Genomic DNA, 17,439 nt, shown 5'->3' on the forward strand with positions numbered 1-17,439 from the left:
AGCGGTGTGATGGAAGAACGGAGACGGTCGTACGGGGGCTCGGGCCCCGGTCAGCGGGCCCGGCCCACGGCCCCGCCCCCCGGAGCCGCCCCCGACCCGGCCCCCACGCCCCCCGGCCCCGTCCCCGCCCCGGGCCCGGGCGGGGCGGGGGGCGTGGCGGTCGTGGTCGCGGGTGCGGTCGCGGCGAGGCGGATCAGCCGGGATTCGCAGTGGTCGAGCCAGCGGGCCTCGGCCTCGGTCTGGAAGATCAGCTGTTCCAGGACGAGGAGCCAGGCGATGTCGTCGCGTTCGCGGCTGCCGGTGCCTTCGAGGGCGGTGAGGGCCTGGGCCTTGAGGCGGGTGTAGTCCTGCATCGCCTTCACGGTGTGGCGGCGCTGGGACTGGATGACCTCGCGGATGTCGACGCCGGGCGCTCCGACGGCCATGGCGAGCTTGATGGCGAGCTCGTCGCGGGCGGGGCTGGTGCGGTCCACGGGCCGCTCGAACCAGGTGCGCAGCTCGGTCCGGCCGGCGTCGGTGATCGCGTAGAGCGCGTGGCCGGCGCCGTCCTCGCCGCTCTGGGCCACGAGGCCGTCCCGTTCGAGCCGGCCGAGGGTCGTGTAGACCTGCCCGACGTTGAGGGGCCAGGTGGAGCCGGTGCGGGACTCGAACTCGGTGCGCAGCTGGGAGCCGTAGCGGGGGCCGTGTTCGAGGAGGGCGAGGAGCCCGTGGCGGATCGACATACCGAGTATGTATACCGGGTATGCCGAGGGCGACAACCGTCGTGAGGGGGATGCGGAGGGTCCGCCTCAGGGGGGAGCGGGAGGGGCCGGGCGGGTCGTCAGCGGCGGCGGAGCCGCAGCCCGAGGAAGCCGAGGCCGAGCCCCATCAGGGTGAGCCCCACACCGAGGGTGAGCAGGGGAACGGGCTGGTCGGAGGCGGTGCCGGGGGTCCCCACGGCGAACTGCGGGGCGGCGGCGGGGAGGGTGGCGCGGGCCGCTTCGGGGTGCGCGGAGGCGTCCTCCCCGAGTACCTCCGCGTCCTCCTCGGGGAGGTGGTCGGCGGCGGATTCTGTTGCGGTTCTGTCACGTGCGGGGGTGGTGGAGCCGGGGGCCTCCGCGGTCTCGCCGGTCTCGCCGCCCTCCGGGGCCGTCGGGGTCGGCGTCGCCGGTTCGGCGCGGCCGGGCTTGGGCCGGCCCTCGCCCGCGGGCCGGCCGGCGAGGGAGGGGGAGCCGGTGGGCGCGGGTGCGTCGCTGGTGCGGGCGGCCGGCTTCCCGGGCCGGGGCGCGCCGGTCCCGGAGGGGGCGGTGGCGGTCGGCGACGTGGTGGGGTCGGCGGTTCCGGTGGTTCCGGGGGTTCCGGTGGGGGTGCCGGTGCCGGTGGGGCCGGTGGCGCCAGGTCCCGGGGGCGTACCCGGCCGGGTGGTGGCGGAGGGGCCGCCGGTCGCGGTGGGCGGGGCGGCCGGGGAGGACGGCTCGGCGGGGCTGGAGGCGCCGGGCGCGGTGGGGCCCGCGGTGGGGCCCAGGGCGGTGGCGCCGCCGGCGCCGTACAGGGTGAAGGCGCAGGCCAGGGCGGGGGCGAGCGCGGCCGTCCGGAGGGCGGTACGGGACCCGAGGCCCCGCACCCGCACCTGTCCGTGGACTCCTGCCCGTACCCGTACGCCACCGTTCCCGCCGCGTGTGGGAGTCACCGGGAAACCCTCCCTGCCGTGCCGCCGAGGTGTCCGACTCAGCGTCACATAACGGGGCGGGTCCGGCATCCCGGGCGGTTACTGCTGTGGGTCTCCGGTGGAGACGTCCAGGGTGAACTCGGCGTCCTCCGCCGAGATGTCCGTGCCGGCCTTCGGGTACTGCTGGAGGACCGTGCCCTCGCCGTAGGTGTTCTCGTTCACCGGGATCTCCTTGACGGTCTTCCAGCCGGCGGCCCGGAGGCAGTCCTTCACCGAGGTGATGTTCTTGTAGGTGAGATCCGGCACCTCGAACTTCTCGGGGTCGTCGCTCGACTCCCGCGGCTCGGTGCACTCCTTCGTCTCGATCGTCTTCGACAGGTCCGGTCCCTTGTGGCCGGGGGCGGCGGTCTGCGTCTCGGTCTGGCTCGTGCCGCCGGTCGGACCGCCGGTGCCGCCCGCGGTGGGGTCCTGCTCCTTCTCCCACGGCTTGAGGGCGACGAGCGTGCCGCCGACGGCGATCAGGACGACGAGGACCGCGCCGACGAGCACCGGCATGTTCCGGCGCGGGGCCGGGGCGGCCGGGGCCGGCGTGGGAGCGGGCGCGTAGGAGACGGGCGGCGGGGTCTGGTAGGCGGGGGCCGGCGCCTGCTGCGGGTAGCCGTAGCCCGGGCCGGGCGCCGGGACGGGCGCCGGGGTCGGCGGGCCGTACGGGCCGGGCTGCGGCGTCGGCGGCTGGTACGGCTGCTGGACGTGCGGGGCGGGCGCGTGCGGCGGCGGGGTCTGGCCGACCGGCGGGAAGACGGCCGAGCCGACGCCCGAGCCGCTGTTGACCGGGCCGCCGGCGACGATCACCGGGGCGGCGGACTGGCCGGCCGAGAGCACCCGCAGGCACTCGTCGCGCATGGCGGCGGCGCTCGGGAACCGCTCGTTCGGGTTCTTCCGCAGCGCGCGGGCGACCAGCGCGTCCATGGCGGGCGTCACCGACCGGTTCACCGAGGACGGCGCGACCGGCTCCTCCTGCACGTGCGCGTAGGCGATGGCCAGCGGCGAGTCCGCGTCGAAGGGCAGGCGGCCCGTCAGCAGCTGGAAGAGCATGATGCCGACCGAATAAAGGTCGGAGCGGGCGTCCACCGGCCGGCCCAGGGCCTGCTCGGGGGAGAGGTACTGCGGGGTGCCGACGACCATGCCGGTCTGGGTCATCGACGTGACGCCGGACTGCATGGCGCGGGCGATGCCGAAGTCCATGACCTTCACGACGCCGCGCTTGGTCATCATCACGTTGCCGGGCTTGATGTCGCGGTGGACGAGCCCCATCTCGTGGCTGACCTCCAGGGCGGCGAGCACGTCCGCCGTCACCTTCAGCGCCTTGTCGGCGGGCATCGCCCCGTACTGGCGCACGTCGGAGGCGAGGGCGGAGCCGAGCGGCTGCCCCTCCACGTACTCCATGACGATGTACGGCATCAGACCGCCGTCGAGGGTGTCCTCGCCGGTGTCGAAGACCGAGACGATGTTGGTGTGCGAGAGCTTCGCCACGGCCTGCGCCTCGCGGCGGAACCGCTCGCGGAAGGACGCCTCGCGGCCCAGCTCGGTGTGGAGCGTCTTGATCGCGACCTGTCGGTCCAGCGCGCTGTCGTACGCGAGGTAGACCGAGGCCATGCCGCCCTCGCCGAGGAGGTCGCGCAGCTGGTAGCGGCCGTTCGCGACCGAACCGCCCGCGTAGCGGCCGCCCTGAGCGCCGTCGTGGCTCATGTGTGCTGTCCCCCTGCGCCCCGCGGCGTCGGTCCGTCGTATCCCGGCCGGAAGTCCGCATCCGGCTTGATTCTGCGCCAAGTCTGCCCGAGGCCCCTGACACGTCAAGCCGAGTGCCCGTTCCGTGACCCTCTGCACCGCCCGCGTCGCGCAGAGGCGGGCGAAACTCACGGAATTTGCACAGGCGTACACGAGAAGGGTTGGATGGCCGGTCATCGCGGACCGTGTTGTCGTACGAAGCCTGTAGCGTGACGACTGGACACACGGCACGCACAGACGACGGCGAGGACTCATGGGACCCGGATCCGACGCAGGTGGCGGTGTGCCGGGCGCCGCTGGGGAGTCGTGGGGGCTCGGGCGGGTCGTCGGCGACGGCCGCTACCGCCTGACGCACCGTCTGGGGCGCGGCGGCATGGCCGAGGTCTTCGCCGCCGAGGACGTGCGGCTCGGCCGCACCGTCGCGGTGAAGCTGCTCCGCTCCGACCTGGCCGAGGACCCGGTCTCCAAGGCGCGGTTCACGCGCGAGGCACAGTCGGTCGCCGGCCTCAACCACCACGCGATCGTGGCGGTGTACGACTCCGGCGAGGACGTCGTGGACGGCCGCCCGGTGCCGTACATCGTGATGGAGCTCGTCGAGGGCCGCACCATCCGTGACCTGCTGGTCAGCACGGAGGCGCCCGGCCCCGAGCAGGCGCTGGTGATCGTCTCCGGCGTCCTGGAGGCACTGGCGTACTCGCACCAGCACGGCATCGTGCACCGCGACATCAAGCCGGCCAACGTGATCATCACGAACACCGGCGCCGTGAAGGTCATGGACTTCGGCATCGCCCGCGCGCTGCACGGCGCGCAGGCGACGATGACCCAGACCGGCATGGTCATGGGCACCCCGCAGTACCTCTCCCCGGAGCAGGCGCTCGGCAAGGCCGTCGACCACCGCTCCGACCTGTACGCGACGGGCTGCCTGCTCTACGAGCTGCTCTCGCTGCGGCCCCCCTTCACCGGGGAGACGCCGCTGTCGGTGGTCTACCAGCACGTGCAGGACATCCCGGTCCCGCCGTCCGAGGTCCGCGGTTCGACGCCGCCGGAGCTGGACGGCCTGGTGATGCGCTCGCTCGCGAAGGAGCCGGACGACCGGTTCCAGAGCGCCGAGGAGTTCCGCGGGCTGATCCAGTACGGCCTGGAGATGCTCCGGCAGCAGGGCGGCCACACCGGCACCTGGAGCACCGGCCCGGTGGCCGCGCACGAGGGCGGGCACACCCCCGGCCACGGCATGGCGGCGACGACGGCCATGGGGCACCCGCCGCTCGGCGAGACCTCCCAGGGCCAGATCCTTCCGCCTCCCAACCCGGACGACGGCGGCTACTACGACGGCACGGGCAGCACCGGCGGCTACGGCCCGGGCGGCGGGAACGGCGGCTACGGCGGCCAGGACGGCGGCGGGGGCAGGCGGACCAGGAGGGTGCTCTTCGCGGCGCTCGCGCTGGTCGCGATCGTCGCCGGTGTCGTCTTCGCGGTCCGCATGGCCGGGGACGAGGGCAACAAGAAGAGCCCGGTGACGACCCCGACGACGGTCTCGACCGCGCCGTCCACGGCCTCCGAGGAGCCCACCCCGTCCGAGGAGCCGTCCGAGGACACCTACGAGCCGCCGACGTCCGGCGACGGCGGCACCACGCAGAACCCGTGGCCGCCGGCCACGCAGGACCCGACGACCGCGCCGACGCCGACGATGGAGCCGACGACCGCTCCGACGCCGACGGACGAGCCGACCACGGCTCCGACGCCGACCGACGACACGACGACCGCGCCGACGCCGACGGGCGACACGACGACCGAGCCGACGGACGGCGGCGCCACCGGCGAGCCCGACCCGACCGGCGGGGACAACGGCGACCCGGACCCGCCGCCGACCGGCGGTCCGGAGGGCGACACGGGGTCCACCCCGTAGCCACCTCCCCGGGCGACGGCGGGCGTCAGGCGGCGAAGGCGTCGCGGACGGCGTCGTACTCCCGGGTCCACCACACGGCCAGGGCCGACACCGCGGGGAACTGCGGGTCGGCCCTGCGGTCGTTCAGCAGGTAGCGCCAGCGCAGCGTCCAGAAGTCGTTGAGCCGCTCCCACCACACCCGGTGCACCGCCGCGGCCAGCTCGGCGCCGTCGGCGCCGGCGGCCCGCCGGTAGGCGCGCGCGTACGCCCGCACCTTCTCCAGGTCCAGCTCGCCGCCCGGGCGTACGAAGAAGATCGCGGCGGCCCGGACGGCCTCCTCGGCCCGGGGGCGGACGCCGAGGCGGTCCCAGTCGACGATCGCGGCCGGTTCGGCGCCCCGGTAGAGCAGGTTCAGCGGGTGGAAGTCGCCGTGCACCCAGCCGGCCGTGGCGGGCGCCGGAGGGCGCCGGTGGGCGTGCTGGGCGAGCAGCCGGCGCCGCTCCCGCAGCCGGTGCTCGGCGAGGGCGTCGAAGTCGTCGTACGGGCGGTGGGCGCGGGCCAGGCGGATCAGCTCGGCGATGTCGGCGAAGGTGTCCTCGGGGCGGGCGCTGTCGTGCCGCTCGCCGGGCGGCGGGGGCTCCATGACCCGGTCGAGGGTGGTGTGGACGCGGCCGAGGAGGGCGCCGAGGCGGCGGGAGCCGCCGGTGGTGAGCTGGGCGCCGTCGCGGTGCCGGCCCTCGACCCAGGGGTGCAGGGCGTAGCAGCGGCCGCCGATGACGGCGACGGTGCGGCCGCGGCTGTCGGGCAGCGGCGGGGCCACCGGGAGGCCGAGGGCGTGCAGCCGCTGGGTGGCGCGGTGCTGGCGGGTGATGGTGGCCCGGTCGGCGGTGGGGGCGTCGAGGTGCTGTTTGAGGAAGTAGCGGCCGCGGGTGGTGGCGAGGCGGTAGCCGCGGTTGAGCAGGCCCTCGGTGACGGGGACGCAGGACAGGGGCTCGCCGACGTGCGGATGGCGGCGCAGCAGGGCGCCGACCGGAGGAGCGGAATGTTCAGATGAGCGCGGCACTCCGCAGATGTTAGATCACGCCGCGTGGTGGAGGTGTCGCGGTGCGGAGGCGGCCGCGGGGCCGTAGTCGATGGTGTGCACGGTGACGAACTGGGGTTCGATCCGCATGTAGACGGGGACGAAGGGCTCGCCGTCCACGGTCTGCGGCTCGGGGCCGAAGGCGGCCAGCTCGGCCTCGGTCGGCTCGGTGATCTCGGCGGTGCCGGTGAACTGCACCGAGCACAGGGTGCCCGACTCCGGATCGAGGTCGTCCGCCCCGTAGGCGACGACGCTGCCGCTGCAGGCCTGGTGGTAGCCGAGCCCCTCGTGCATGCGGATCAGGACGCTGTCGCCCGAGACGATGTGGCGGGCGGGGGCGACGAAGGGCATCGCCCGCATGCTCGTGGCGATCCGGCCGTACGGTGCACGGCCGAGCAGTTCGATGGCACGGATCTCCTCGGTGGACATGACTCCACTGTCCGCCACCGGCGCCCTGTCGGGAAAGGGGCCGGGGCCCCGCGTCGGCGGGGACGTAGGTCCCGAATGCCGTCCGCGGGCCCCGGACTGCTCCGTCCGGGTGAGACCGCCGGGCCGGGAGGGGGTCCCGCCGGGCCCGGCGCGGGTCTCAGTGCCGCTCGGCCTGCATGCGCGCCACGTACGCGGCGGCCTGGGAGCGGCGCTCCATGCCGAGCTTCGACAGCAGGCTGGAGACGTAGTTCTTGATGGTCTTCTCCGCGAGGTGGAGGCGCTCGCCGATGGCCCGGTTGGTGAGGCCCTCGCCGATCAGGTCGAGGATCTTGCGCTCCTGCTCGGTGAGGTGGGCGAGCCGGTCGTCCCCCTTCGGGTTGTTGCCGTCCCGCAGCCGCTCCAGGACCCGCGCCGTGGCCACCGGGTCGAGCAGCGACTTGCCGGCCGCCACGTCCCGGACCGCGTTCAGCAGCTCGTTGCCCCGGATGGCCTTGAGGACGTATCCCGAGGCCCCGGCCATGATCGCGTCGAACAGCGCCTCGTCGTCCGCGTACGAGGTCAGCATCAGGCACTTGATCGACTCGTCCTGGGAGCGGACCTCGCGGCAGACCTCGACACCGCTGCCGTCGGGCAGCCGCACGTCGAGCACCGCCACGTCGGGGCGGGTCGCGGGGATCCTGACCAGGGCGTCTGCCGCGGTTCCGGCCTCGCCGACCACCTCGATGTCGTCCTCCACGGAAAGCAACTCGTGGACGCCGCGCCGGACGACTTCATGGTCATCCAGCAGAAATACCCGGATTTTTCCTTCTTCGCGCACGAAGCCAGTCTCACATATTGGCTCTTCCGGTGCCCGGGGTGCGCGGGTTACGGTGCCGGATGTTCCGACGAGGGTGTCGGGCCGCTGCCCAACGCGCTGACCAGGGCGAGCTTCCGCTTTTCCCAATTTACTTGGAAATCCAAGCAAATTCGCAGGTCAAGAGGGGTTTCGCAGGAATGCGGCGTGATGGGTAACGTGCCTTCTGACGGCGTTCGCCGGGACAACTGTCACGCCCGACCCCGGCCGCGTCGCACCCACCCCGTGCGCAGGGTACGGATAAGGCGGAGAGCCGCACTGGCCCACCGGCGAACCCGGGGGCCGGACCGACGGAGGAGCACGCACGTGACCGTGGAGAGCACTGCCGCGCGCAAGACGACGCGACGCAGCAGCGGCGCCAAGCGCACCACCGGCGCCAGCGCCGGCGCAAAGAAGGCCGACCAGGCCCCGGCCGGGGAGCCCGAGCTCGTTCAGCTGCTGACGCCCGAAGGCGAGCGCGTCCAGCACCCCGACTACGACATCGACCTGAGCGCCGAGGAGCTGCGCGGGCTCTACCGCGACATGGTCCTCACCCGCCGCTTCGACGCGGAGGCGACCGCCCTCCAGCGCCAGGGCGAGCTGGGCCTGTGGGCCTCGCTGCTCGGCCAGGAGGCCGCGCAGATCGGTTCGGGCCGCGCCCTGCGGGACGACGACTACGTCTTCCCGACCTACCGCGAGCACGGCGTCGCCTGGTGCCGTGGGGTCGACCCCACCAACCTGCTGGGCATGTTCCGCGGCGTGAACAACGGCGGCTGGGACCCGAGCAGCAACAACTTCCACCTGTACACGATCGTCCTCGGCTCGCAGACCCTGCACGCCACCGGCTACGCCATGGGCATCTCCAAGGACGGCGCGGACTCCGCCGTGCTCGCCTACTTCGGCGACGGCGCCTCCAGCCAGGGCGACGTGAACGAGTCGTTCGTCTTCTCGGCGGTCTACAACGCCCCGGTCGTGTTCTTCTGCCAGAACAACCAGTGGGCGATCTCCGAGCCCATCGAGAAGCAGACCCGCGTCCCGCTCTACCAGCGCGCCCGCGGCTTCGGCTTCCCCGGCGTCCGCGTCGACGGCAACGACGTCCTCGCCTGTCTGGCCGTGACCCGCTCGGCCCTGGAGCGCGCCCGCCGCGGCGAGGGCCCGACGCTCGTCGAGGCGTTCACCTACCGGATGGCGGCCCACACCACCTCCGACGACCCGACCCGCTACCGCCGCGACGCGGAGCGCGAGGCGTGGGAGGCGAAGGACCCGATCCTGCGCCTGCGGACGTACCTGGAGAACGAGGGCCACGCCGACGCCGCCTTCTTCGAGGAGCTGGAGGCCGAGAGCGAGAACCTCGGCAAGCACGTCCGCGAGGTCGTCCGCGCCATGCCGGTCCCGGACCACATGGCGATGTTCGACCACACGTACGCGGACGGGCACGCGCTCGTCGACGAGGAACGCGCGCAGTTCGCCGCCTACCAGGCGTCCTTCGCGAACGGAGAGGCCGAGTAATCATGGCTGTTCAGAAGCTTCCCCTCGCGAAGGCGCTCAACGAGTCGCTGCGCAAGGCCCTGGAGACCGACCCCAAGGTCATCGTCATGGGCCTGGACGTCGGCAAGCTCGGCGGTGTCTTCCGCATCACCGACGGTCTCCAGAAGGACTTCGGCGAGGACCGCGTCGTCGACACCCCGCTCGCCGAGTCCGGCATCGTCGGCACCGCGATCGGCCTCGCGCTGCGCGGCTACCGCCCCGTCGTGGAGATCCAGTTCGACGGCTTCGTCTTCCCGGCGTACGACCAGATCGTCACCCAGCTGGCGAAGATGCGGGCCCGCTCGCTCGGCACCGTGAAGATGCCGGTCGTCATCCGCATCCCGTACGGCGGCGGCATCGGCGCCGTCGAGCACCACTCCGAGTCCCCCGAGTCGCTCTTCGCGCACGTCGCGGGCCTCAAGGTGGTCACCCCGGCGAACTCCTCCGACGCCTACTGGATGCTCCAGCAGGCGATCCAGAGCGACGACCCGGTCATCTTCTTCGAGCCCAAGCGCCGCTACTGGGACAAGGGCGAGGTCGACACCGAGGCCATTCCGGGCGAGCTCCACAAGGCCCGGGTCGCCCGTGAGGGCACCGACCTCACCCTGCTGGCCTACGGCCCCATGGTGAAGACCTGCCTGGAGGCCGCGGCGGTCGCCGCCGAGGAGGGCAAGTCGATCGAGGTCGTCGACCTCCGCTCGGTCTCCCCGCTCGACTTCGACACCATCCAGGCCTCGGTCGAGAAGACCCGGCGCCTGGTCGTCGTCCACGAGGCGCCGGTGTTCTTCGGCTCCGGCGCGGAGATCGCCGCCCGGATCACGGAGCGCTGCTTCTACCACCTGGAGGCCCCCGTCCTGCGGGTCGGCGGCTACCACGCGCCGTACCCGCCGGCGCGCCTGGAGGAGGAGTACCTGCCGGGCCTGGACCGCGTGCTCGACGCCGTCGACCGCTCGCTGGCGTACTGAGGAGAGCACCACCATGACGATCCGCGAATTCAAGATGCCCGACGTGGGCGAGGGCCTGACCGAGGCCGAGATCCTCAAGTGGTACGTCCAGCCCGGTGACACCGTCACCGACGGGCAGGTCGTCTGCGAGGTGGAGACGGCCAAGGCCGCCGTGGAGCTGCCGATCCCCTTCGACGGCACCGTCCACGAGCTGGTCTTCCCCGAGGGCACCACGGTCGACGTCGGCCAGGTCATCATCTCGGTGAACGTCGGCGGCGCCGCCCCGGCGGAGGCGCCGGCCCCGGCCGCCGCCCCCGCCGCGGAGGTCCCGGCCCCCACGGCACCGGCCCCCGCGGCGGAGCCGGAGCCGGAGGGCCGCCAGCCGGTCCTCGTCGGCTACGGCGTGGCCGCGAGCTCCACCAAGCGCCGGGCCCGCAAGGCCGCTCCGGCCGCCTCCGCGCCCGCCGCCGCCGCGCCCGTCGCGGTGGTCCCCGAGCAGCTGAACGGGCACGGCCCGGCCGGCGCGCGTCCGCTGGCCAAGCCGCCGGTGCGCAAGCTCGCCAAGGACCTCGGCGTGGACCTGGCCTCGGTCGTCCCGACCGGCCCGGACGGGGTCATCACCCGTGAGGACGTGCACCGCGCGGCCGCTCCGGCGCCCGCTCCGGTCGCCCCGGCCCCGGCGGCGCCCGTGGCGGCCCCGGCCCCGGCCGCGGCGCCCGCCCCGGTGGCGGTCCAGGCGGCCGACGCCCGGGAGACCCGCGTCCCGATCAAGGGCGTCCGCAAGGCGACGGCGGCGGCCATGGTCGGCTCCGCCTTCACCGCCCCGCACGTCACCGAGTTCGTGACCTTCGACATCACGCGCACGATGAAGCTGGTCGAGGAGCTCAAGGCCGACAAGGACATGGCCGGCCTGCGGATCAATCCGCTCCTCCTCATCGCCAAGGCCGTCCTGGTCGCGGTCCGCCGCAACCCGGAGATCAACGCGGCCTGGGACGAGGCGGCGCAGGAGATCGTCCTCAAGCACTACGTGAACCTGGGCATCGCCGCGGCCACCCCGCGCGGTCTGATCGTGCCGAACATCAAGGACGCGCACGCCCAGACCCTGCCGGAGCTGTCCCGCTCCCTGAGCGAGCTGGTCGCCACCGCCCGCGAGGGCAAGACGACCCCGGCGGCGATGCAGGGCGGCACCTTCACCATCACCAACGTCGGCGTCTTCGGCGTCGACACCGGTACGCCGATCCTCAACCCGGGCGAGTCCGCGATCCTCGCGGTCGGCGCGATCAAGCTCCAGCCCTGGGTCCACAAGGGCAAGGTGAAGCCGCGTCAGGTCACCACGCTGGCCCTCTCCTTCGACCACCGCCTGGTCGACGGCGAGCTCGGCTCCAAGTTCCTGGCCGACGTGGCCGCGGTCCTGGAGCAGCCGAAGCGGCTCATGACCTGGGCGTAGTCACCCGCCCGCCGCGTTTCACGTGAAACAGGCCCGTCCGCATCGCGGACGGGCCTGTTAGTTGTACACCCCTTGTATCTATGCTGTGCGCATGCCATCAGCCGCACCTCCCTCCGCGGAGCAGCCCGTCAAGCAGGTGCCCGCCGCCGAGCGGGTCTACAGCCACGTCAAGCGGGCGGTCCTCGACCGTCGTTACGAGGGCGGGACCCTGCTCACCGAGGGGGAGCTGGCCCAGGCCGTGGGCGTCTCCCGGACCCCCGTCCGCGAGGCGCTGCTCAAGCTGGAGATGGAAGGGCTGCTGAAGCTCTACCCGAAGAAGGGCGCCCTCGTCCTCGCCGTCTCCGCCCAGGAGATCGCCGACGTCGTCGAGACCCGGCTGCTCGTCGAGGAGTTCGCCGTGCGCCGGGCCGTGCCCGCGCCGCCCGCGCTCCTCACCCGGCTCGAAGAGCTCCTGGCCGAGCAGGAGCGGCGGGCGGGCGCCGGCGACCTCGCCGAGGTCGCCGACACCGACCGCAGCTTCCACGCCGAGATCGTCCGGCACGCCGGCAACCAGATCCTCGCCCGCCTCTACGACCAGCTCCGCGACCGGCAGCTCCGCATGGGCGTCGCCGTGATGCAGGCCCACCCCGACCGGGTCGCCCAGAACATCGCCGAGCACGCCGAGATCCTCGACCGCCTCAGGGCCGGCGACGCGGACGGCGCCGCCGCCGCCGTCCGCGGCCACCTCGGCCGCGTCGGCACCCTGGTCCGGGGTGAGGGCAGGTGAGCCGCGACGGATACGGATCGGCCGTCACCCTCCCCGGAGACCCGCCCGGCGGCCGGCGCGCCGCCCTCGTCTGGGGCGTCGGCGTCGCCGTCTACTTCGTCGCCGTCATCTTCCGCACCTCGCTCGGCGTCGCCGGACTGGACGCCGCCGACCGCTTCCACGTGGGCGCCTCGGCGCTCTCCACCTTCTCCATACTCCAGCTGCTGGTCTACGCGGGCATGCAGATACCCGTCGGCCTCATGGTCGACCGGCTCGGCACCAAGAAGGTCCTCGCCCTCGGCGTCGTCCTCTTCACCCTCGGCCAGCTGGGCTTCGCGCTCTCCCCGACGTACCCCATGGCCCTCGCCTCCCGCGCCCTCCTCGGCTGCGGCGACGCCATGACCTTCATCAGCGTCCTGCGCCTCGGCGGCCGCTGGTTCCCGGCCCGCCGCGGCCCCCTCATCGCCCAGCTCGCCGGCCTCATCGGCATGGCGGGCAACCTGATCTCGACCGTGGTCCTCTCCCGCGCCCTGCACGGCCTCGGCTGGACCACCACCTTCGTCGGCAGCTCCCTCGCCGGCGTCCTCGTCCTGGTCCTGCTGCTCCTCTTCCTGAAGGACCACCCGGAGGGGTACGAGCCCGCCCCCGTCCGCCACGCGGGCGCCGCCTACGTCCGCCGGCAGATCGCCGAGTCCTGGCGCGAGCCCGGCACCCGGCTCGGCCTGTGGGTGCACTTCACCACCCAGTTCCCCGCGATGGTCTTCCTGCTGCTGTGGGGGCTGCCGTTCCTCGTCGAGGCCCAGGGCCTCGACCGGGGCACCGCGGGCGAACTCCTCACCCTCGTGGTGCTCTCCAACATGGCCGTGGGCCTCGCCTACGGCCAGATCATCGCCCGGCACGGCGGCGCCCGCGCCCCGCTGGCCCTCGGCACGGTCGCCGCCACCGCCCTGCTGTGGGCGGCCACGATCGCGTACCCCGGCGACCACGCCCCGATGTGGCTGCTCGTCACCCTGTGCCTGGTCCTCGGGGCCTGCGGACCGGCCTCCATGATCGGCTTCGACTTCGCCCGCCCGGCCAACCCGCCCGAGCGTCAGGGCACCGCCTCCGGCATCGTCAACATGGGCGGTTTCGTCGCCTCGATGACGACGCTGCTCGCCGTCGGCGTGCTCCTCGACGCGACCGGCGACGACTACCGGATCGCGTTCTCCTCCGTCTTCGTCCTCGAAGCGCTCGGCGTCGTCCAGATCCTGCGCCTCAAGTCACGCACCCACCGGCGCGAGCGCGAACGCCTCGTCGCCAGCCGCGTGGAGGCCGTCCACGTGCCCGTGTAGGGCCCCGGCCGGTCAGTTCGGCGTCACCGCGAAGCGGTCGAGGATCGCCTCGGCCAGCTCCCGGTCGCCCTCCACCTTGACCCGGTCGGCCACCTCGGCCGGCCGGACCCGGCCGCAGGCCAGGCGCACGTACGTCTCCCAGTCCGTCGCCAGCGTCACCGCCGGGCCCAGCGACGGCGCCCCGTCGATCGAGCCACGCCCCTCCGCGTCCACCCGCACCGTCCGCAGGAACTCCACCGGCCCGGTCACGTCCACCACGACCGCCGAGTTCGCCGGCGCGCCCGCGTCCTTCGCGACCACCTTCGGCAGCGCCGACAGGAGCATGTCCCGCACCACGAAGGCGCCCGGCGAGTCGAGGTTCCCCGGCACCCCCAGCGCGAACCGCAGGTCCTGCTCGTGCACCCAGGTGTCGAAGGCCCGCAGCCGGTACCCCTGCTCCAGCGTCTGCTCCCCGCCCAGCGGCGCCCGGATGACGTGCTCGGGCGAGCGGGTCTCGTTCCGCAGCTGACGGGCCCGTCGGATCAGGATGTACTCCAGCTCCGAGGTCATCTCCGGCGCCGTGTGGTGCCGGCGGACGTCGACCTGCACCTCCATGTAGCGGGCGAAGTCGCTGCGCACGTGGTACAGGTCGCGGGGGAGCGAGTGGATCGGCCGGGGATCCCCGAGCATCTCGGTCTCCAGGCCGATCACGTGCGACACGATGTCCCGGACCGACCAGCCGGGGCACGGGGTCGCCCGGTTCCACTCGCCCTCCACGAGCGGCTGCACCAGCTCGGCTATCGCTTCGATGGAGTGGGTCCAGGCGTCGGCGTAGTTCTGGAGGCTGGGATGGACGGTCACGGGACCCCTCGACGTTCTTCGGTGCGGGCTGAAAACACGACTGGGCGACAGCGGAATGGGAGGCTCGGACGCTAAGTTACGCTCCCCGGGAGCACCCCGGCAGTGCTTTCGTGTGACGATCGTAGGCCGGTGTTGACGGCTTCAACGCCAGGACGGTGGTAGTGTGCGCGCCTCGCTGATCCAGATCGCGGTAGACCCGGACGAACCGGTCGCCGACCGGCGGGCCCGGGCGGCCCGCCTCGTACGGGAGGAGCGCGGGGCCGCGGACCTCGTCGTCCTCCCCGAACTGTGGCCCACGGGTGCGTTTTCGGCCGACCTCTGGGCCGCCGAGTCCGAGCCCCTCCACGGCCCCACCTACACGGCGATGGCCGCCGCCGCCCGGGACGCCGAGGTCTGGCTGCACGCCGGCTCCTTCGTCGAGTCCGCCGGCGGCTCCCTCTACAACACCTCGCTGGTCTTCTCCCCCGACGGCGAACTCGTCGCCTCCTACCGCAAGATCCACCGCTTCGGCTTCGACCAGGGCGAGGCCGTCCTGCTGGCCGCCGGCGAGGACCTGGTCACCTTCGACCTGCCGCACCTCACCGTCGGCGTCGGCACCTGCTACGACCTGCGCTTCCCCGAGCTCTTCCGCGGCCTCGTCGACGCCGGGGCCGAGGCCTTCGTCGTCCCCGCCGGCTGGCCCGCCCGCCGCCGCGCCCACTGGCGGCTCTTCGCCCAGGCCCGGGCCGTCGAGAACCAGGCGTACGTCCTCGCCTGCGGCACCGCCGGCACCCACGCGGGCGTCGAACAGGCCGGGCACTCGCTGGTCGTCGACCCCTGGGGCGAGATCCTCGCCGAGGCCGGGCCCGGCGAGGAGGTCCTGCGGGCCGTCCTCGACCCGGCGAAGCCCGCCGCGATCCGCGAGGACTTCCCGGCCCTCAAGGACCGCGTCCTCGGCGTCGCCGCGCCCCGCCGGACCAGGGTCCGATGAGCACGGACCCCCGGGACACCGCCGCCGTCGCCGCCTTCGCCGGGCTCTTCGGGCCGCCGCCCGAGGGGCCCGCGATCCCCGTCGACTGGGACGCCGTCGAGGAGTGGATCGGGCTCCGGCTGCCCGCCGACTACAAGGCGATCGCCACCGTCTACGGCCCCGTCCTCCTCGGCGAGCGGTTCTGGATCCAGACGCCGTACGCCGAAGGCCACGGCCTCTTCGACTACGGCCGATTCGTCCAGGAGTACCGCCGCATGGCGCCCGGCGTGCTCCCCTTCGCCGAGACCCGCACCTCGGGCACCTTCTTCTGGGACACCGGCGCCTCCGACGACCCCGACGCCTGGCCCGTGCTCCTCCACGACCCGCACGAGAAGGCCGAGGGCCGCGACCCCTGGCGCCGCCCCGGCACCACCCTGCTGCCCACCCTCGCGCTCCTCGTCGACGAAGGCCTGCCCCGGACCCTCGCCCGCAGCGGCCGCGCCGAGGACGCCACCGGGCCGTGGGTCCCGCCGCCGCGCCGCCCCGTGCCGACGCCCGGGCAGCGGGCCGCGTTCGCGAGCGGCGGCACCGGACTCGACACCCTCGCCGCCGCCGTCCCGCCACCCCCGGAGCCGTACCTCGGCCCGCGCGACTGGGAGTGGACCTACGACCAGCTCGGCACCGAACTCCCCGGCGAGTACGTCCGCCTGATGGAGACGTACGGCGCCGGCACCTGGTGCGACTGGCTGCGCTTCCCGCTCCCCTGGGGCAACGGGCCGCACGACCTCGCGCCCTGGGCCGAGTGGTACGCCGGCAACTACCGCTCCCTGCGCGCCGACTACCCCGAGTTCCATCCGCTGGCCGTCTGGCCCGAACCCCGCGGCTTCCTGCCGTTCGCCACCACCATCGACGGCGACCAGCTCGGCTGGCTCGCCGAGGGCGACGACCCCGACACCTGGCCGCTGATCGTCGACCCCCGCCACGCGCGCGTGGGCCGGCCGCTCACCGGCACCCTCACCGGGACGCTCCTCGCCTGGCTGCGCGGCGAGCTCACCGTCGAGGGACTGCCCGCCCTCTTCCACCCGCACGAGGACCCGGTCGAGCAGGTCACGTACAGGCCCCGGACGGCGCCCGAGGCCTGAGGCCCGGGCGCCCCGGGCCCCTGCTCAGGAGGCGAGTTCGGCGGCGTCGGGGAGGAGGTCCGTCAGCGACTGCCACAGCCGCTTCGGCGTCACCCGGCGCAGCCGGAAGGCGCTCTCCGGAGTGACCGAGCCCTCGGCGACCGGCTCGGCCGGCAGCTCGCGCAGCCAGTAGCCCAGCGGCCCGCAGTCCCAGGCCGCCACGATCCGCGCCACGACCCGCCGCTCGTCCTCCGGGCCGCCCTGCCACGCGGCGGTGACGCGCCACTGGGAGCGCAGCTCGACGATCAGGTCCGCCAGCGGGGCGGCCGGTCCGCCCGCCGCCTCCAGGGCCGCGGCCACCAGCGCCCGCTCGTCCGCGCCCGGCGTCGACGCCGCCTTCTCCAGGGCGGCCAGGCCCGCCTCCAGGGCCCCGATCGTCGTCTCCACGACCGCCTCGTCCGCCGGTGCGCCGCCGGACTGGCGGAGCGCGACGAGGTCGGCGAGCGTCCACACCACCGTGCGCGGCTCCACGAGCCGGTAGACGGCCTCCTCCTCGCCCGGCCAGCTCTCGTGGCAGACGACGTTCTCCTCGCCGATGAGGAGCCCGTGGAGCAGGGTGCCCTGGCGGCCGCCGGCCTCCAGGGAGACGATCACGTTCGGCTGGACGACGGTCTTCATCAGGGGCAGCAGCAGGGCGGACAGCTCCCCGGCCGCGTTGATCAGGTCGGCCTCCCGCAGCGCCGCCCGCGCGCCCTCCAGGGCCTCCGGGACCGGCTGCCCGGTCGCCATCTGGGCCAGCACGAACACGTGGTCGTCACTGAGGCGGAAACGGGACCGGGTCACATCGAAGGAAGGCATCTTTTTTCGCTCAC

The 17,439-nt window shown here is 73.7% G+C and carries 16 protein-coding genes; 8 read left to right on the plus strand and 8 right to left on the minus strand.

Features of this window, described 5'->3' with window-relative positions; genetic code table 11:
- Positions 1-50: 50 nt before the first annotated feature.
- The 3 genes from AB0E19_RS18295 to AB0E19_RS18305 form a co-directional block, all read right to left on the minus strand.
- Positions 51-722 carry a PadR family transcriptional regulator gene (locus AB0E19_RS18295; protein ID WP_362180602.1) on the minus strand — a complete coding sequence of 224 codons (672 nt, stop codon included), beginning with the start codon at positions 720-722 and terminating at the stop codon, positions 51-53.
- A gap of 98 nt (positions 723-820) precedes the next feature.
- Entirely contained in the window at positions 821-1,669 is an 849-nt protein-coding gene (locus AB0E19_RS18300) for a hypothetical protein (protein WP_362180605.1), read from the minus strand.
- Positions 1,670-1,747: 78 nt separating this feature from the next.
- On the minus strand, positions 1,748-3,397 hold the full coding sequence (locus AB0E19_RS18305) for a protein kinase (RefSeq protein ID WP_362180608.1): 1,650 nt from the start codon (positions 3,395-3,397) through the stop codon (positions 1,748-1,750).
- 292 nt (positions 3,398-3,689) lie between these two features.
- Here AB0E19_RS18305 and AB0E19_RS18310 point away from each other — a divergent pair, with 292 nt between their 5' ends.
- Entirely contained in the window at positions 3,690-5,342 is a 1,653-nt protein-coding gene (locus AB0E19_RS18310; protein ID WP_362180611.1) for a protein kinase, read from the plus strand.
- Between the two features lie 25 nt (positions 5,343-5,367).
- On the opposite strand, the gene AB0E19_RS18315 is transcribed toward AB0E19_RS18310, so the two are convergent.
- From AB0E19_RS18315 to AB0E19_RS18325, 3 genes are all read right to left on the minus strand, one after another.
- On the minus strand, positions 5,368-6,384 hold the full coding sequence (locus AB0E19_RS18315; RefSeq protein WP_362180614.1) for a phosphotransferase: 1,017 nt from the start codon (positions 6,382-6,384) through the stop codon (positions 5,368-5,370).
- Positions 6,385-6,399: 15 nt separating this feature from the next.
- Positions 6,400-6,831, minus strand: coding sequence for a pyridoxamine 5'-phosphate oxidase family protein (locus AB0E19_RS18320; RefSeq protein ID WP_362180617.1), 432 nt, complete (start codon positions 6,829-6,831; stop codon positions 6,400-6,402).
- A 157-nt stretch (positions 6,832-6,988) separates the two neighbouring features.
- Positions 6,989-7,648: a response regulator transcription factor gene (locus AB0E19_RS18325; RefSeq protein ID WP_189944774.1), complete on the minus strand. Its 660-nt coding sequence runs from the start codon at positions 7,646-7,648 to the stop codon at positions 6,989-6,991.
- Between the two features lie 342 nt (positions 7,649-7,990).
- On the opposite strand from AB0E19_RS18325, the gene pdhA reads away from it, so the two are divergent.
- The 5 genes from pdhA to AB0E19_RS18350 all read left to right on the plus strand — a co-directional run bounded on the left by pdhA (position 7,991) and on the right by AB0E19_RS18350 (position 13,657).
- On the plus strand, positions 7,991-9,172 hold the full coding sequence (gene pdhA / locus AB0E19_RS18330) for a pyruvate dehydrogenase (acetyl-transferring) E1 component subunit alpha (protein WP_362180622.1): 1,182 nt from the start codon (positions 7,991-7,993) through the stop codon (positions 9,170-9,172).
- 2 nt (positions 9,173-9,174) lie between these two features.
- Positions 9,175-10,155: an alpha-ketoacid dehydrogenase subunit beta gene (locus AB0E19_RS18335; protein WP_362180625.1), complete on the plus strand. Its 981-nt coding sequence runs from the start codon at positions 9,175-9,177 to the stop codon at positions 10,153-10,155.
- A 13-nt stretch (positions 10,156-10,168) separates the two neighbouring features.
- Entirely contained in the window at positions 10,169-11,581 is a 1,413-nt protein-coding gene (locus AB0E19_RS18340) for a dihydrolipoamide acetyltransferase family protein (RefSeq protein ID WP_362180628.1), read from the plus strand.
- Positions 11,582-11,672: 91 nt separating this feature from the next.
- On the plus strand, positions 11,673-12,347 hold the full coding sequence (locus AB0E19_RS18345; RefSeq protein ID WP_362180631.1) for a GntR family transcriptional regulator: 675 nt from the start codon (positions 11,673-11,675) through the stop codon (positions 12,345-12,347).
- The gene (locus AB0E19_RS18350) at positions 12,344-13,657 is read left to right on the plus strand and encodes an MFS transporter (protein WP_362180634.1); all 1,314 of its coding nucleotides are present in this window, start codon (positions 12,344-12,346) and stop codon (positions 13,655-13,657) included. The genes AB0E19_RS18345 and AB0E19_RS18350 overlap by 4 nt, the downstream gene beginning before the upstream one ends.
- 12 nt (positions 13,658-13,669) lie before the next feature.
- Here AB0E19_RS18350 and AB0E19_RS18355 read toward each other — a convergent pair whose 3' ends face one another.
- Positions 13,670-14,497 carry a maleylpyruvate isomerase family mycothiol-dependent enzyme gene (locus AB0E19_RS18355; protein WP_362180637.1) on the minus strand — a complete coding sequence of 276 codons (828 nt, stop codon included), beginning with the start codon at positions 14,495-14,497 and terminating at the stop codon, positions 13,670-13,672.
- 163 nt (positions 14,498-14,660) lie between these two features.
- Between AB0E19_RS18355 and AB0E19_RS18360 the strand changes: the two genes are divergently transcribed.
- Together AB0E19_RS18360 and AB0E19_RS18365 are read left to right on the plus strand one after the other, a co-directional pair.
- On the plus strand, positions 14,661-15,467 hold the full coding sequence (locus AB0E19_RS18360) for a carbon-nitrogen family hydrolase (RefSeq protein WP_362180640.1): 807 nt from the start codon (positions 14,661-14,663) through the stop codon (positions 15,465-15,467).
- Positions 15,464-16,588 (plus strand): SMI1/KNR4 family protein, encoded by a 1,125-nt coding sequence (locus AB0E19_RS18365; RefSeq protein ID WP_362180644.1) that lies wholly within the window; start codon positions 15,464-15,466, stop codon positions 16,586-16,588. Before AB0E19_RS18360 ends, AB0E19_RS18365 begins: the two co-directional genes overlap by 4 nt.
- A 24-nt stretch (positions 16,589-16,612) precedes the next feature.
- On the opposite strand, the gene AB0E19_RS18370 is transcribed toward AB0E19_RS18365, so the two are convergent.
- Positions 16,613-17,410 (minus strand): histidine kinase, encoded by a 798-nt coding sequence (locus AB0E19_RS18370; RefSeq protein ID WP_362180647.1) that lies wholly within the window; start codon positions 17,408-17,410, stop codon positions 16,613-16,615.
- Positions 17,411-17,439 lie beyond the last annotated feature (29 nt).

The organism is Streptomyces sp. NPDC047974 (genome assembly GCF_040653375.1).
Lineage (GTDB): Bacteria > Actinomycetota > Actinomycetes > Streptomycetales > Streptomycetaceae > Streptomyces.